13 protein-coding genes are annotated in these 15582 nt (G+C 54.0%); 7 read left to right on the top strand and 6 right to left on the bottom strand.

The window, feature by feature from the left end; translation table 11 throughout:
* Positions 1 to 18 precede the first annotated feature (18 nt).
* Positions 19 to 1114, bottom strand: a protein-coding gene (prfB, locus tag ACTJIK_RS15835; RefSeq protein WP_440647772.1) for a peptide chain release factor 2 whose coding sequence is annotated in 2 segments (ribosomal slippage) — positions 19 to 1053 and positions 1055 to 1114 — 1095 coding nt in all. Because the reading frame shifts where the segments join, the coding sequence is not laid out codon by codon here.
* Positions 1115 to 1231: 117 nt separating this feature from the next.
* Between prfB and ACTJIK_RS15840 the strand changes: the two genes are divergently transcribed.
* The 3 genes from ACTJIK_RS15840 (at position 1232) to ACTJIK_RS15850 (ending at position 4644) form a co-directional block, all read left to right on the top strand.
* On the top strand, positions 1232 to 2041 hold the full coding sequence (locus ACTJIK_RS15840; RefSeq protein WP_440647774.1) for a hypothetical protein: 810 nt from the start codon (positions 1232 to 1234) through the stop codon (positions 2039 to 2041).
* Between the two features lie 71 nt (positions 2042 to 2112).
* Entirely contained in the window at positions 2113 to 3741 is a 1629-nt protein-coding gene (gene pgi, locus ACTJIK_RS15845) for a glucose-6-phosphate isomerase (protein WP_440647776.1), read from the top strand.
* A gap of 111 nt (positions 3742 to 3852) precedes the next feature.
* Complete coding sequence (locus ACTJIK_RS15850) at positions 3853 to 4644, top strand: hypothetical protein (RefSeq protein ID WP_440647778.1); 792 nt, start codon at positions 3853 to 3855, stop codon at positions 4642 to 4644.
* Positions 4645 to 4724: 80 nt separating this feature from the next.
* Here the strand turns inward: ACTJIK_RS15850 and ACTJIK_RS15855 are convergent, their stop codons facing one another.
* A complete protein-coding gene (locus ACTJIK_RS15855; protein WP_440647780.1) occupies positions 4725 to 5171 on the bottom strand; it encodes a DUF3276 family protein in 447 nt (148 codons plus the stop codon).
* Positions 5172 to 5335: 164 nt separating this feature from the next.
* Positions 5336 to 7132 carry an ABC transporter ATP-binding protein gene (locus ACTJIK_RS15860; RefSeq protein WP_440647782.1) on the bottom strand — a complete coding sequence of 599 codons (1797 nt, stop codon included), beginning with the start codon at positions 7130 to 7132 and terminating at the stop codon, positions 5336 to 5338.
* 140 nt (positions 7133 to 7272) lie between these two features.
* On the opposite strand from ACTJIK_RS15860, the gene ACTJIK_RS15865 reads away from it, so the two are divergent.
* Complete coding sequence (locus ACTJIK_RS15865; RefSeq protein WP_440647784.1) at positions 7273 to 8616, top strand: DUF418 domain-containing protein; 1344 nt, start codon at positions 7273 to 7275, stop codon at positions 8614 to 8616.
* A gap of 75 nt (positions 8617 to 8691) precedes the next feature.
* Here ACTJIK_RS15865 and ACTJIK_RS15870 read toward each other — a convergent pair whose 3' ends face one another.
* Positions 8692 to 9522, bottom strand: a complete 831-nt coding sequence (locus ACTJIK_RS15870; RefSeq protein ID WP_440647786.1) for a M57 family metalloprotease — start codon at positions 9520 to 9522, stop codon at positions 8692 to 8694.
* 276 nt (positions 9523 to 9798) lie between these two features.
* Here ACTJIK_RS15870 and ACTJIK_RS15875 point away from each other — a divergent pair, with 276 nt between their 5' ends.
* On the top strand, positions 9799 to 12579 hold the full coding sequence (locus tag ACTJIK_RS15875) for a S8 family serine peptidase (RefSeq protein WP_440647788.1): 2781 nt from the start codon (positions 9799 to 9801) through the stop codon (positions 12577 to 12579).
* A 128-nt stretch (positions 12580 to 12707) separates the two neighbouring features.
* Here ACTJIK_RS15875 and ACTJIK_RS15880 read toward each other — a convergent pair whose 3' ends face one another.
* Positions 12708 to 13640, bottom strand: a complete 933-nt coding sequence (locus tag ACTJIK_RS15880; RefSeq protein WP_440647790.1) for a phosphoribosylaminoimidazolesuccinocarboxamide synthase — start codon at positions 13638 to 13640, stop codon at positions 12708 to 12710.
* 79 nt (positions 13641 to 13719) lie between these two features.
* On the opposite strand from ACTJIK_RS15880, the gene ACTJIK_RS15885 reads away from it, so the two are divergent.
* Positions 13720 to 13974 carry a hypothetical protein gene (locus ACTJIK_RS15885; protein ID WP_440647792.1) on the top strand — a complete coding sequence of 85 codons (255 nt, stop codon included), beginning with the start codon at positions 13720 to 13722 and terminating at the stop codon, positions 13972 to 13974.
* 3 nt (positions 13975 to 13977) lie between these two features.
* A complete protein-coding gene (locus ACTJIK_RS15890; RefSeq protein ID WP_440647794.1) occupies positions 13978 to 14655 on the top strand; it encodes an MgtC/SapB family protein in 678 nt (225 codons plus the stop codon).
* Here the strand turns inward: ACTJIK_RS15890 and ACTJIK_RS15895 are convergent, their stop codons facing one another.
* Complete coding sequence (locus ACTJIK_RS15895) at positions 14656 to 15564, bottom strand: EamA family transporter (RefSeq protein ID WP_440647796.1); 909 nt, start codon at positions 15562 to 15564, stop codon at positions 14656 to 14658. It abuts the gene before it with no gap.
* Between the last annotated feature and the right edge of the window lie 18 nt (positions 15565 to 15582).

Genomic DNA, 15582 nt, shown 5'->3' on the forward strand with positions numbered 1-15582 from the left:
TAATGGCCGGCTATCTCATCAGCCTTTCTCATCTTCTTTCTGCATCATCAGGTAAGCCTTGATAAACCCGTCCAGCTCTCCGTCCATGACAGGCCCAACGTTACCCACTTCAAAGTCGGTGCGGTGGTCCTTGATCATCTTGTACGGATGGAAAACGTAGGAACGGATCTGCGAGCCCCATTCGATCTTGCGCTTATTGGCGTTGGTGGCGTTCTTCAGCTCTTCCCTCCTGCGGATCTCCTCTTCATAGAGGCGCGATTTCAGCATGGTCAGCGCCTTCTCCCGGTTCTCGCCCTGGGTGCGGCTCTGCTGGCATTCAATGATAATGCCGGATGGAATGTGCTTCAAACGTACCGCTGTTTCCACCTTGTTCACGTTCTGCCCGCCTTTACCGCCGGAACGGTAGAATTCCCATTCCAGGTCTGCGGGGTTCACGGTCACCTCGATGGTATCGTCCACCAGCGGGTATACAAACACGGAAGCAAAGGAAGTATGCCTGCGGGCATTGGAGTCGAACGGTGAAATGCGCACGAGGCGGTGAACGCCGCTTTCGGCCTTGAGCAGGCCATAGGCAAAGTCCCCGTCAAACTCCAGGGTAGCGGATTTGATCCCGGCCCCGTCGCCGTACTGCACGTCTATTTCGCTCACTTTCCAACCCTGCTTTTCGCCGTACATGCGGTACATGCGAAGCAGCATCTCCGCCCAGTCCTGGCTTTCGGTGCCGCCTGCGCCTGAGTTGATGGTCAGTACCGCGGGCATCTCGTCTTCCGGCTGGTTGAGCGTGCTCTTGAACTCCAGCTCGTCCAGCGCCTTGAGGGCAACGTCGTATGCCGCGTTCACTTCTTCTTCGGTGGCTTCGCCTTCTTTCTGGAATTCCAGCAGGGTGGCACTGTCGTCTATGGCAGTGCGCACATTCTCATACAGGTCTACCCAGAATTTGTGCACCTTGATCTCTTTCAGGATAGCAGTCGCGCGTTCGTTGTCGTCCCAGAACCCGGGCGCCAGCGTCATCTGCTTATCATTTTCTATTTTGTCTATGCGGTCCTGTACGTTAAAGAAAACCTCCCAGGACGTACAAGCGGTCCCTCATAGCTTTAAGTTGCTCTGCTGTCATAAGTCCGCAAAGATAATTCTTTATTAATGAATTATGAAACCGCATAAGCGACTCATTTTTAATGCGTAAATTAGAACTGGAAAGATTTTTGCTGGAACTCAATTCAAATCCGAACCCATGGAAACCCGCATGAGCCTCCCCCATTACCGGCAGCAGACCTCTTTTAACCTGATAGCCCTATTGGTCGTGATCGGTGTGAATGTGATGGCCAATACCGCTACGCTGAACGGCCTTACCACCGGGGAAATCTCCAACCGCTACCCCAATCTTTTCACGCCTGCTAATGTCACCTTTTCCATCTGGAGCGTTATTTACCTGGGACTGCTGGGGTTTGCCGGCTACCAGCTCTGGCTTTCCTTCACCAAGGGCCATGAAGCGGAGCTCAGCGCGTTTATCGCCCGCATGAAATACTGGTTCCTGCTCAGCTGCCTCGCCAACGCCTGCTGGCTGTTTGCCTGGCATTACGAGCAGATATGGCTTTCCCTCCTCTTCATGTTCCTTCTCCTGTTCACATTGGGGAAAATTAACGCCAGTTTCCGTATAGCCCATCCCGGTGCCCCGCTGCGTGAAAAAATATTTATACATTTCCCTTTCGGCGTTTACCTCGGCTGGATCGCCATTGCCGCCATCGCCAATATCTTTGCGTTCCTGGTTTCCATCGGCTGGTCCGGCTGGGGCCTCGGCCAGGTCACCTGGGCCATCACGGGCATGATCATCGGCACGCTGGCCGCGCTGTTCATGATCTTCCGGCACAACAACATCTGGTACGGCCTGGCCGGCATCTGGGCCTTTTACGGCATCATCCTCAAGCGGGAAGCCGCGCTCACCCGCGATTCCGCGCCCATCATTGCCGCAGGCACGCTGGTGATTGCCGTGCTGGTATTGTCCGTTCTCATGCAATTGTTGCGGAAACGCCCGCTTCTGTAAATCACCGTTTCCTTCTTTGGGTTCGCCTGCGTACTTTTGGGTGAATCATTAACTGCATTAACAGATAAATCATGTTCCCATCCGTACAGCCTACTGCTACCAAAGCCTGGCAACAATTACAGTCCCACGCGGCGGTGATGCGCGAAAAACACATACGCGCCCTGTTTGCAAGCGATCCCGGGCGCTTCGGGGCTTTTTCGCGGCAATTTGAAGACATCCTGTTCGATTATTCCAAGAACCTCATCGATAAAGAGACCCTGCAGCTCCTGCAGGCGCTGGCGCGGGAATGCAAGGTAGACGAAGCCATTAAAGCCATGTTCGGCGCTGAAAAGATCAATGCCACCGAAGGCCGCGCGGTGCTGCATACCGCCCTGCGCAACAGCTCCAGCACACCGGTGATGCTGGATGGCAAAGACGTGATGCCCGAGGTGAATGCCGTGCTGCGGCAGATGAAGGATTTCTGCGCGCGCGTGCACAACGGCGAATGGAAAGGATTTTCGGGTAAGCGTATCCGTTATATCGTGAACATCGGAATCGGCGGCTCCGACCTCGGCCCGGTAATGGTCACCGAAGCGCTGAAGCCCTACTGGGTGGAAGGTATCCAGACCTACTTTGTATCCAATGTAGACGGCACGCACATCGCCGAAACGCTTAAAAAAGTAAAGGCGGACGAAACGCTTTTCCTCATAGCCTCCAAAACGTTCACCACGCAGGAAACCATGACCAACGCGCATTCCGCGCGCAGCTGGTTCCTGGAGAACGGCGGCGCTGAAAAAGACATCGCTTTGCATTTCGCCGCACTGTCTACCAACGAAAAAGCGGTGACCGCTTTCGGTATAGATGCTAAGAACATGTTCGCTTTCTGGGACTGGGTGGGGGGCCGTTACAGCCTCTGGAGCGCCATCGGCCTGTCTATCGCGCTCACCGTGGGGTACGATCATTTCGCCGCCCTGCTGGATGGCGCACATGCCGCAGACCTCCATTTCCGCGATACCCCGTTTGAACAGAACATCCCGCTGATCATGGCGCTCATCGGCATATGGTACGGCAACTTCTTCGACGCGCAGTCTGAGGCCATCCTGCCGTACGACCAGTATATGCACCGGTTTGCGGCCTATTTCCAGCAGGGGAATATGGAAAGCAACGGTAAAAGCACCAGCCGCAACGGCGAGCCCGTAAGCTGGCAGACCGGCCCCGTGGTATGGGGCGAGCCGGGCACCAACGGTCAGCATGCTTTTTACCAGCTGATACACCAGGGCACCAAGCTCATCCCCTGCGACTTCATAGCGCCCGCCATCAGCCACAATCCCATTGGCGACCACCATCCCAAGCTGCTGAGCAATTTCTTTGCGCAAACGGAAGCGCTCATGAACGGGAAAACGGCGGAAGAGGTGAAAGCCGAAGGCACGCCTGAAGAACTGGTACCATACAAGGTTTTCAGCGGCAACCGCCCTACCAATTCCTTCCTGCTGAAAAAGATAACGCCCCGCAGCCTGGGTTCCCTCATTGCCATGTACGAGCACAAGATCTTCGTGCAGGGAGTGATCTGGGACATTTACACCTTCGATCAGTGGGGTGTGGAACTGGGCAAGCAGCTGGCCAACAGGATTCTGCCTGAATTAAGCGGGAACGAGGCCGTTTCCAGCCACGACGCCTCCACCAACGGGCTGATCAATGCCTACAAGCAATGGCGGTCTTAAAACGCAGTTGAATTTAATTAAAAGCCCTGCCCGGCCGCCCGGGACGGGGCTTTTTGATATTAAATACATTCCGTATATTCATGGAGATCATTTAGCCTGACATACGGAACCATGAAACCATTCGCCGCTATACCCATTCTCGCGCTGCTCATTCTCAGCCATTCATTTGCAAAAGCCCAGCAATCCCGCAGATATGTAGCCAACAGCACTTATAAGGACAGCAGGGCTTTCGGGGTGACGGTTATCGCCGGGCTGGCCGCTCCTGCGCGCATACGCAGCAATTATGCAGGATTTGCACCTGAAAGTACGCCGCAGCCGGCATTCGAAGGATTGTTGAACTGGTACAGGGAAATAGACAATAATTACTGGCTGGTCATTAGCGCTGGCGCCGGCGTGGGTGGATATAATTTCCGGTATTACATACCGAAGGAAACCACCAATCCCCCGCTTCAATATGATCTTTTTAACAACGGCGCTCCCGCGCGAAGCATGGATATGGTCTACGTGAAAATACCTGTAGAACTGGAAAAAAGATGGTCAGACAGCAAACGCAACCTGTGGAATGCCAGTTTCGGGATCAGCCTGTTATACGCCCCTTATGTAGAATCCGGTTCCGAATCCCTGTTCTTCCACAACGGCGCTTATCATTCCTACCTGAACATCAGCCAGCAGAACAACGAAAGCGGTAAACCCTGGTTTCACCTCCACGCCGCAGGCGGCTATGCCTGGAAGCTACGGAACAAACATCTTGTCAGGGCCAACCTGAAAGTTTCCTGTTCACTGAGAGATTATGTAACGGCGGACTACCAATTCACCCTGCCTGAACACCCGGTAATGGCAGGCAGCTATACCATCTCCGGCAGCTATGCCGGCATGGCGCTGAGCTACATTTTCGCGAGATAACAAACCGTAAAGTAAGGGCATAAAAAAACCTCCGGGGTTCCGGAGGTTAAGTATTTTAGTTGACAGGGAGAAAAGAAATCTTACCATTTATCCACTTCCTCTCCGGAGGGCGCCGGGGCTTCTTCAGCTTCAGCTTCGGCAGCTACTTCGGTGTGTTGTGCACGAACGGGTGCGGAAACCTCGGATACAACACCTTCACCATCCTGCTCGTCCTCGCGGGACTCAGAATAATCATGGTTGTAAGCATCAAAGTCGAAATCGGGCATCAACTCGGTTTTTACGTAGTTGATGGTTTCGGTTAAAGCATTGAGAAACTTGTTAAAGTCTTCTTTGTACAGGAATACTTTATGCCTGTCGTAACCATTGTCGTTGAAACGTTTTTTACTTTCGGTGATAGTCAGAAAGTAATCGTTGCCCCGAGTAGTTTTCACATCAAAGAAATAAGTTCTTCTTTTGCCCGCTTTCAATCGTTTGGAAAAGATGCTGTCATTGTTTCTTTCCTGTTGATTGTTGTTTTCGTACGCCACAGTTGATAGATTTAAGTGTTAACGAATCAAATCCTGTTTGAATGATCAATAATCAACAAATATACTATTGTTTTACAAATATCAAAATAATTTTAAATGATTTTGAAAAATCATCTTATATTTCGCGCAAAGCTTGATGGTAGCGGTTTACAACCCAATGACATTTACTCGTTTATGCGTTCTTCCTCCCCCGATTGCTGACGGGCGTACAGCTCGGCATAATACCCATTCCTTGACAATAATTCTTCATGTGTTCCGCTTTCCACCATCCTCCCTTCGTCCAGCACAATGATCCGGTCGAACGTAAAAAGCGAGAAGATGCGGTGCGTGATAATAATAGCCGTTTTATGTTGCAGATAGGCATACAGGTTGCCTATGATCTCCTTCTCCGTCCGGGCGTCCACGGCTGAAAGACAGTCGTCGAACAGCATGATATCCGGGTTGCGGATCAGGCCGCGGGCGATGGACACACGCTGTTTCTGGCCGCCGCTGAGGGTTACGCCCCGCTCTCCCACCACCGTGCTGAACCCTTCGGGGAAAGCCAGGATGTCTTTCTCCACGGAAGCCTGCCGGGCCGCCTGTTGTACGGACTCCTCGTTTGCCGTGGGTTCGCCGAAGCGGATGTTGTTCGAGATCGTATCGGAGAACAGGAACACGTCCTGCGGCACATAGCTGATCTGGTTGCGCAGCACGGAGAGCTTCAGGCTGCGGATATCGTACCCGTCTATCGTGATCTTCCCTTCCTGCGGATCGTACATGCGGATGAGCAGCTGCGCCAGCGTGGATTTGCCGGCGCCCGTACGGCCGATGACGGCCACCTTCTGCCCCGGCCTGATGGCCAGGTCAAAATTCTTCAGCGCCTGGATGCCCGTGTGCGGATAGGTGAAAGACACATTGTGGAAGCGTATCTCCCCTTGCAGCGACACGGAGCGCGCATCCGGCAGGTCGTGGATCTGCGGCTTCTCGTCCAGGAACTCGTTGATGCGCTGCTGCGAGGCCGCGGCCCGCTGTATCATGGAAGCCACCCAGCCTATGGAAAAGAACGGGAAGGTGAGCATGTTCACATAGAGCACGAACTCCGCCAGGTTGCCGATCGTGATGTTCCCTTTGATCACCTGCATGCCGCCGATGAAAATGGTCAGGATCACGCTCAGGCCGATCATCAGCATCATAGCGGGCTGATAGAGGGCGTCGGTTTTCGCAAGACTGATAGAGCTGTTCTTGTAGGCTTCGCTGGCTTCCTCGAAGTGCCGGGCGCTGGGCTCTTCCTGCACATACGATTTGATCACGCGGATGCCGGAATAGTTTTCCTGCGCCACGGAAGTAATATTGCTGAGCTGCGATTGGATGCGTTCGCTTTTGGTATGAATGATCCTGTTCACGAAATAAATGGTGAACGCCAGCAAAGGCAGCGGGCTGAGCGTATACAGCGTCAGCACCGGGTTCACGGACCACATCAGCCAGATGATGATCACCATCATGATCACCGTGCGGGTGGCGTACATCAGCGCCGGGCCCACGTACATGCGCACGCGCGACACGTCTTCCGTGATGCGGCTCATCATATCGCCGGTGCGGTTCATTTTGAAAAAATTGAGATCCAGCCGCTGGTACTGCTGGAAGATCTCGTTCTTCAGGTCGTATTCGATGTGGCGGCTCATCACGATGAGGGTTTGCCGTTGCAGGAACATAAAGAACCCGCTGAGCAACGCAAGGCCCAGGATAGACAGGCCGTAAAAAGCAAGGGTGCCTGAAAACACGGACCGGAAGGGCGCTTTCAGGTCCGAATCGCTGATCATCCGGTAGTTCTTCAGGTTCTGGTCCAGCAGGTCGAATATCTGCCTGACCAGTATGGGCTGGAAAACGCTGAATACGATGGAGATCGAGGTAAAAAGCATTCCCAGCAGGAAAAGCCATTTATATTTGACGAAGTATTTGTTGAGCGCTGCGAGATGTTGCATACAAGATCAGTCTTCCTAATGGTTCCATTTAAGCCTTACAAATGTATGCAAAGCCCGTCATTTTCGGCAGCATTTCACAGTGCATGGGCGAATTTCCTTATATTTAATAAAACCTGCGAACCTCGAAACCCGTTACCCATATGTCAACTCCAACGTACGCCCTTCCCACGCAACAATCGGAACGGCTCCAGATCATAGACAGCCTCCGCGGCGTTGCGCTGCTGGGCATTTTACTGATGAATATTCCTTTCTTTGGCATACCGCAGCAGATGGACTTCGACCTCCGGCTGCGCAACGAGTTCTCCGGCCCCAATTACTACGCCTGGTGGATCGTGCGCCTGTTCTTCGAAGGCACCATGCGCGGTTTTTTCAGCCTGCTGTTCGGCGCCGGCTGTGTGCTGCTGCTGGAGCGGCTCGAAAAAAGACCGCCCGGCGCCGTAGCGCCCGCCGATATCTACTACCGCCGCCTGCTCTGGCTGTTGCTTTTCGGGCTCATAGACGCCAATCTGCTGCTCTGGAACGGGGATGTGCTGTACGTGTACGCAGCCGGCGGCCTGTTGCTTTATCCTTTCCGGCACGCCAAACCCAGGCTCCTCCTTATAATGGCGGTCATTGCCTTGTGCATCGGCACCTTCAAGGGCACTACCAACCTGTATGAGCAAAAAGCCAAACGCACCAAAGGCGAATACGCCCTGCAACTGGAAAAACAAAAAGTGAAACTCACGGAAAAACAAAAAAAAGACAAGGAAAAATGGGAAACCTATAAAAAGGAGCACACGCCGAAAGCACTGCTTAAAGAAGCGCAAGAGGAAATAGATGCCTACCGGGGCAGCTTCACGACAACACTGGCGCATATTTTTCCCAGGAACAAAGAATACCAGTCGTTCAGCATCTACAGTTTTTTTTTCTGGGACCTGATGCTTTGTTTCTTTTTAGGCATGTATTTCTACCGAACCGGCGTGCTTACGGGCCTGAAGCCGGTGTCGTTCTACTGGAAGCTCATGCTGGCGGGTTATGCGTTGGGTCTGCCGCTCAATTATTGGCTGCTGAGCTCTACCCTGCGTCTTGATTTTGATAATACGCTGATGGCCGGTAATGTGTTCATCAGCTGGTACGAGATCCGGCGGATACTCCTGCTGCTGGGGCACCTGGGCCTGCTGATGCTGCTGTTCAAATACGGCCTGGCCGCCGGTTTCTTTAAACGGATGGCGGCCGTTGGGCAAATGGCCTTTACCAATTACCTGATGCAAAGCATTATCTGCGGCTTCATCTTTTACGGTGTGGGGCTGCGCTGGTACGGGGCGGTGGAAAGATATGAGCTGTACCTCATCACTTTCGGCGTATGGATCTTCCAGGTCATTTTCAGCAACCTCTGGCTGAAATATTTCCGCTTCGGGCCGCTGGAATGGGTGTGGCGCAGCCTCACCTACTGGAAAAAACAACCGTTCAAACGAAGTACGCCGGCGCTGGCGGACCTTGCATGACCTTACACTTGAAGAGATAAAAAAAGAGGCTGCTCCATCCTGTAATGGCAGCCTCTTTCCTATTTTACCGGTGGTTTAATACAGGTAATTCAAAGCAATGATATCATTCGCATTGAACGTCTGGTTGCCGCCATTGGAGCAGGCCAGCATCCAGGAACCTGCATCGGGGCCGGTGGGCGTGCCGGGGATGTGCACTGCGCCTATGCTGCCGGCGCCCTCATTGCCTGCGCCGCTGGCGCCGCAGCTGAATGCGCGGTTCATATAATCCGTATGACGGAAGCCGATGCAATGCCCAAGCTCATGCTGGATAACCGAACCTACGTACTGCACATCGGGATTGGAGCCGTATGCCTGCGGATGGGTGTTCATGTTGACGCTGCTGTAAGGATTGCCGTTCCTCGTCGGGAAGCCGGCATAGCCCAAAGTAATGAAGCCGCCGCTGGGCCCTTCGTAAAAACCTTTGATCGTAATGTTCGCCGAGCCACTGGTCACGCGCTGGAAAGTAATGTTCAGCCCCAGCGCATTGTACCGCTGGATGGCCAGGTCGGTACCCTGGATGTAAGCGGCGCCGAGATTGGACACTTTGATGCGGATCACGCGCGGCAGGTTGCGCACGAGGTTGTTGGTTCGGTACTGCTCCACTTCGGCGATGCGTACATTGGGCGTGGAAGATTCCGTGGTCAGCGATTCCTGGTCCAGGAAAATATCGTTCTCAACAATGTAGCCGCCATTGTAGGCCCGCACATTGTTTGTGCTGAACCCCTTCGCTTTGATCTGCGCAAGTGTTTCTTCGGGGATCTCGCTTTGGGCGGCTGTTTCAGGCTTCTGGTCTTTCTGGCAGGCGGCGAGGGTTACAAACGCCGCAGTGAACAGGATGGAAAAAATAAAACTGTGTTGCTTCTTCATAGCATTTCAGATTTTGGGTTTATGAAAAGAAAAAAATTAAAAAAGTATACCCGTTACCGTGATATGGTTTCACGGCGGATCAGAATAGCTGCATAAGATATCTGCTTGCTGGAATGCTCTCCGGCAGGGACTTACGGGTTAATGAAAAAATTTTAAATTAATACTGGTTTGATTGCAGGCTCAGATCTTCGGTTATTGTTAAGTGCTCTCTTTTGGTCTTTCGTAGTCAATAATACTATTTTTTTTCATGATAAAAAAAAATGATAGTTTTAGTGCATGCGCAACTTTTTCACGCGGCCCTGTTTAACTTTGACCCTCTGCGCCTGGGCCACCATCTTTTCTTTGCAGCTTTCCGCCCAGCAGCCCGGCATCGTCAGCTGGTATGCCATTTCCACACAAGATACCCTCCATCACGGTAAAGCCCCCCGCAGCGCCGCACAGTTTTTTCTCGTGCGCACCAGCGCAGCAAATGCGCGTCAGCTTCAGCTGAAACGTTCGCTCAGCCCTTCTTTCCATATCGTTAAAAATATCCCGGAAGACAGCAGCATGGCTTATTGGCCGGCTAACAGCAACTGGAAAGCTTCCGAAACATTATTGCTTGCCGTGGAGGCCGCCAAAGAAAAAGACAGCATCAGCGTGCTTTCAAATATTTCAGCTTATGCCCGTTTTGTAAGATGGGAAATAAAAGACCGGATAGCGTTGCAGAAAGTGGCAAAGCGCGATTGGGAAAAATTCATCAGCGATACAGCCGTTCAATTTGCGGACGCCCGCCGCATAGCAAAGCCGGAGATACTGATTACGTCCGCCGACCCGGGGCTGAACCGCATTTCCACCGTATGGCAGCGGCTGCCGGCCTTGCGGGGCAACGGCCTCCACGTGTCCGTCAAAGAAAAGCTTTTTGATACAGCGGATACAGACCTCCGGCAACGTTACATCCCCACCGCGCTCGCGGCGGAGCAAACGGAGCCGCATTCCACCATCATGGCAACATTCATTGCCGGCGCGGGAAACTCGGGCCCTGCAGGCAAAGGCGTGGCGCCCGCGGCTTTGCTGGCCTCTTCCTCGTTCGACCGTTTGACTGCCGACGATATTTCCTATTTCACGCAGCATGGCATTGCGCTGCAAAATCATTCTTACGGTACGGGCATCGAAAATTATTACGGGCTGGAAGCCGTAGCATACGACGAGCAGGTGTATGCAGCGGATACCCTGCTGCATGTATTTTCTTCCGGCAACAGCGGTCAGCAAACCTCCGCCACCGGCCCCTACAGCGGCGTTGCGGGCTGGGCTAACCTGAGCGGTACTTTCAAGCAGGCGAAAAATGTGTTGGTCGTGGGCGGCACGGAAAGTAACAACACCGTGCCTACCGCCAGCTCAAAAGGGCCTGCTTACGACGGGCGCATCAAACCGGAGATCGTTGCTTACGGGAAAGACGGCACTTCCGGCGCGGCGGCGCTGGTATCGGGAACAGGCTTGTTGTTGCAACAGCTCTACCGCCAGCAGTATGCCTCCCTCCCGCCGGCTTCGCTGCTGAAAGCAGTGTTGATCAACAGTGCGGACGATATTGCGCAGCCCGGTGCGGACCACAGCAGCGGGTTCGGGGCGCTGAATGCCTGGGAGGCCGCTCAAACCCTCCGTGAACGGCGGTTCACGATCGCCGGTGTTACTAACGGAAACGAACACACTCAAATTTTAGCTATACCCGCGGGCACTGCCTTCTGCAAAGTGACCCTCTGTTATACCGACCCGCCCGCTGCTCTGAACAGCCCGCAGGCGCTGGTCAACGATCTTGATCTTTACGTGGCGGACGCCTCCGGGAATACCTACCTGCCCTGGACTTTACGCGCCGAACCCAGCGCAGCAGCCCTGGGCGCGCCCGCGCAACGGGGCCGGGACAGTGTCAACAATACGGAACAGGTCTTCATTTCCCTGCCTGCCGCAGGCGCTTACACTATTCATGTAAAAGGGATGCGGGTAACCGGCACGCAAAAATTCGCGGTAACCTGGCAGCTTATGCCGCAGGATTATTTTGAATGGCAAAGCCCCGCGGAAAATGAAGCCATCCCGGGCGGGGAAGTAATGGCGCTCCGCTGGAAAAGCTCCTTCACGGCGAAAGGCATGGTTTCGTACAGCTTGAACAACGGGGCCAGCTGGCAGGCCATCGGCGACAGCACAGCGCTTCAGCAGGACGGCCTTTCCTGGCCCCTGCCTAACCTGCTCTCGCCCGCCCTGCTTAAAATGGAAACCGCCGGGCGCACGTTCGTCAGCCCGCCTTTTATGATCTCGCCTCCGCTGCGGCTGCAAACTGGCTTCAATTGCGCGGACTCTGCCCTGATCTCCTGGAACGATCTCGGCGGCGCTTCGCATTACATCGTTTACGGCCTTTCCGGGCCCGAAATGACCGCTTACGCGCAAACGGCGGACACATTCCTCGTATTGCAGAAAAACGCCGGCCTGCCCGCTTATTTTGCCGTGCAGCCCGTTGTCAACGGACAGATGGGGCTGGCCAGCAACAGTATTCCGTATGCGAAACAGGGCCTGGACTGTTATACCCGGCAGTTCACGGCAGACCTGCTGGAAGATAGACAGGTATTGCTCCAGCTTCAGCTCGGCAGCACTTACGGCTTGCGGCAGATCAGCTGGGAGCGCCTTCAAAAGCAGGACTGGCTGAGCCTCGGCCGGCAACCGGTTTCAGCCGCCTTCAGCTATTCCCTCCGGGATGCAGAGCCGCCTGAAGGCATCGTGTATTACCGCGCGGCGCTCGAAACCCCTGGCGGCAGCGTGATCTATACAGACCCGGTGGCCGTGAACATATTGCGGCAGGGAAATTTCCTCCTCTTCCCCAACCCCGCCGTGCATACGCTGCAATTGCTCAGCCGCGACATCCAGGGCCGCGACCTCTGCATCCTCAATGCACAGGGCCGTATCGTTAAACAGGTGAAAGTGACGGACCTGCTGCAAACCATACTGCTGGACGGCTTGCCCGCAGGCAGCTATTGGTGCGTGATCTATGAAGGCGCACAAAAAGTATATACGGCGCCGTTCATCAGGCTGTGATCAGTCTATAGAAACTTGAACAGGGTTATTGAGTAACCGGGTTTAGTCAACCGGCCATTATCCGGAACGGACGATCACAAAAAAAAGGGACGGTTGCCCGCCCCTTTTCCGGTTATACTGCAAGAAAATTATTTCAGGCCTTTCAGCGCTTCGATGATCTTCTTCTCTGAATCTTCGTTGCTTACATCTTCTTTTTTGAATTGCTGGCCGGTAATGTTCTCGAACAGCTCGATGTAACGGTTGGTCACGCTTTCCACGAAGGCATCCGTCATTTCAGGCACCTGCTGGCCTTCTTTGCCCTGGAAGCCGTTCTCCATCAGCCATTCGCGCACAAACTCCTTGCTGAGCTGCTTTTGCGCCTCGCCGGCCTTTTGTTTTTCCTCGTAACCTTCCGCGTAGAAGTAACGGGAAGAATCCGGGGTGTGGATCTCGTCGATCAGGTAAATAGTGTCGCCGATCTTGCCGAATTCATATTTAGTGTCCACCAGGATCAGGCCGCGTTTGGCAGCCAGCTCACGGCCGCGCTGGAACAGGGCGAGCGTGTATTTTTCCAGCTGCTCGTAATCTTCTTTGCTTACAAGTCCGCTGGAAATGATCTCTTCGCGGGAAATGTCCTCATCATGCCCCTCATGCGCCTTGGTGGTGGGGGTAATGATGGGTGAAGGGAAATAATCATTTTCCTTCAGGCCTTCCGGCAGGGCAACGCCGCAAAGCTCGCGTTTGCCGCTTTTGTAAGTACGCCAGGCGTGGCCGGTGAGGTTACCGCGCACTACCATCTCAACGGGGAAGGTATCGCACTTCAGTCCTACGGTTGCGTTCGGCAACGGCACGGATTTCACCCAGTTGGGCACAATATCCTTCGTAGCATCCAGCATTATCGCCGCGATCTGGTTCAGCACCTGGCCCTTGTACGGGATAGGGCGCGGAAGCACCACGTCGAATGCGGAAATACGGTCGCTTACAAACATCACCATCCATTTATCTTCGATGGTGTATACGTCCCTTACCTTACCTTTATAAAAGGCTGTCTGGTCAGGAAATTTAAATGTAGACTCTAACATGCCGGTTTTTTTTAATAGATTACCTTTTTCAGTGCTGCAAAAATACTCCAGTCAGGATTAATTTTACAAAGCAAATTTTATGAATACGCCCGAACCCGCATATACGCCCATCAATTGTGATTATTACGACCGCCTGGAGGCCTGGGCGACCATGCATACCGTATGCCTGCTGAAGTTTTACGACGAAGAAGGCACCGAACACGAAGTGTCTGCCACGGTGAAAGACCTTTACGTGCTGAATAAGGCAGAATATTTGCTGGCTGATAACGGGCTGGTGATCAGGCTGGACAGGCTGATCGCCGTTAACAACATTCCCGTTCCTCAAAGCTGCTGATTGATGGAAATTTCACATGACATAGCCGGCGTGATGATCCTCCGCCTTTTGGCCGCCACACTGGCGGGATTCCTTCTGGGTCTCGAAAGGGAGATCCGCCGCAAGGCGGCGGGGGTGCGCACCATTTCGCTGATCTGCGTCAGCTCCGCCCTGTTCACCATGCTGAGCCAGCAGGTGGGCGGAGGTACGTCCGCAGACCGCATTGCCTCCAATATCCTCACCGGCGTAGGTTTCATAGGCGCGGGCGTGATCTTCAGGGGTGGCTTTACCATAGACGGCATTACGACCGCCGCCGTGATCTGGATCTCCGCCGCCATCGGCATGGCCGTCGGCACAGGGCAATACATCACCGCCGCCGCGGCCGTGGCCATCACTTTGCTGGCCCTGTGGATGTTCACCTTCGCGGAAGACCTGATCGTGCGCCGCCGGGAAAGGAAATATTACGCTGTGAAATACCGCCGGAACGCACTTACCCAGGAGGCCCTGGAAGCGCTCTTCAGCAGCCACCAGCTGAAATACACCCGGCTCACCACGGGGAAATACACGGACGATAAAACGGGGGACGTGATCTTTGAAGGCAAATACGAGATCCACGGGCCTAACGGTTCTATCACCCAAATGAACGACCACCTGCTGCAACACCCGGACGTGGTGCAGTTTGACGTAGAGCTGGCCAAATAACTATTTCTTTTTGATGGTCATCAGCACCACTCCCGCAATTACGATCACCGAACCAATGAAAGCATGCGTGCTGAGGGTTTCCCCGAGCACAGCCCAGCCCAAAATGAGCGCCACTATGGGATTTACATACGCATACGTAGCGGAAACCTGCGTAGGCGCATTGTTTACCAGCCAGCTGTATGCCGTATACCCCACCAGCGACCCGAATATCACCAGGTATGCGATGGCCGTCCAGGTGCGGGTGGTCATGGCATGAAACGCCGTCCACTGGTCATTTTCCAGCAAAGCGCTCAGTATGATGGAACAGATCACCCCGGAAAGCATCTGTATGCCCGAAGAAGTAAGCTGGCGGGGCGTATCCAGCCGGGGCGACAATAAAGACCCGAAGGCCCAGGCAATGGAACCGGCGGTGAGCACCAGGATGGGCCACAGCGGGTAATTTCGTATAACCGTATCCGGGTGAACGATGTAGAAAGGGTCAAAAATGCAGAAAAGCCCCACAAAACCCAGCACCAGCCCCCAAAGGGTCAGCGCCAGGGGGCGTTTCCGGGAGAAAAACAGCCAGTCCAGCCCGATGAACCATGCCGGCAGCGCGGCAATGAACAGCGCTACCAGCCCCGAAGGCATGTATTTCAGCGACAGGGCCACACTGCTGTTGCCCATGCCTATCAGCAACACGCCAATGAGCGCGGCGTTGATCCATTGCCTGCGGGTGGGTTTCTCTTTTTCCACGGCAAAACCGATGGCCAGCATAATGCTGCCCGCAAAAACGAAGCGGATCACGGAAAGGAAAAACGGCGGCAGCACCTCCGTGACGATCTTCACGCCCAGGTAAGTAGAGCCCCAGAGGATGTATACCAGGCCAAGCGCCAGGATGAGCTTAGGTTTATAAGAGCCGGTTGTTTTCATGATGCCATGGCTCCCCGG

The organism is Chitinophaga sp. 22620 (genome assembly GCF_052044405.1).
GTDB lineage: Bacteria > Bacteroidota > Bacteroidia > Chitinophagales > Chitinophagaceae > Chitinophaga.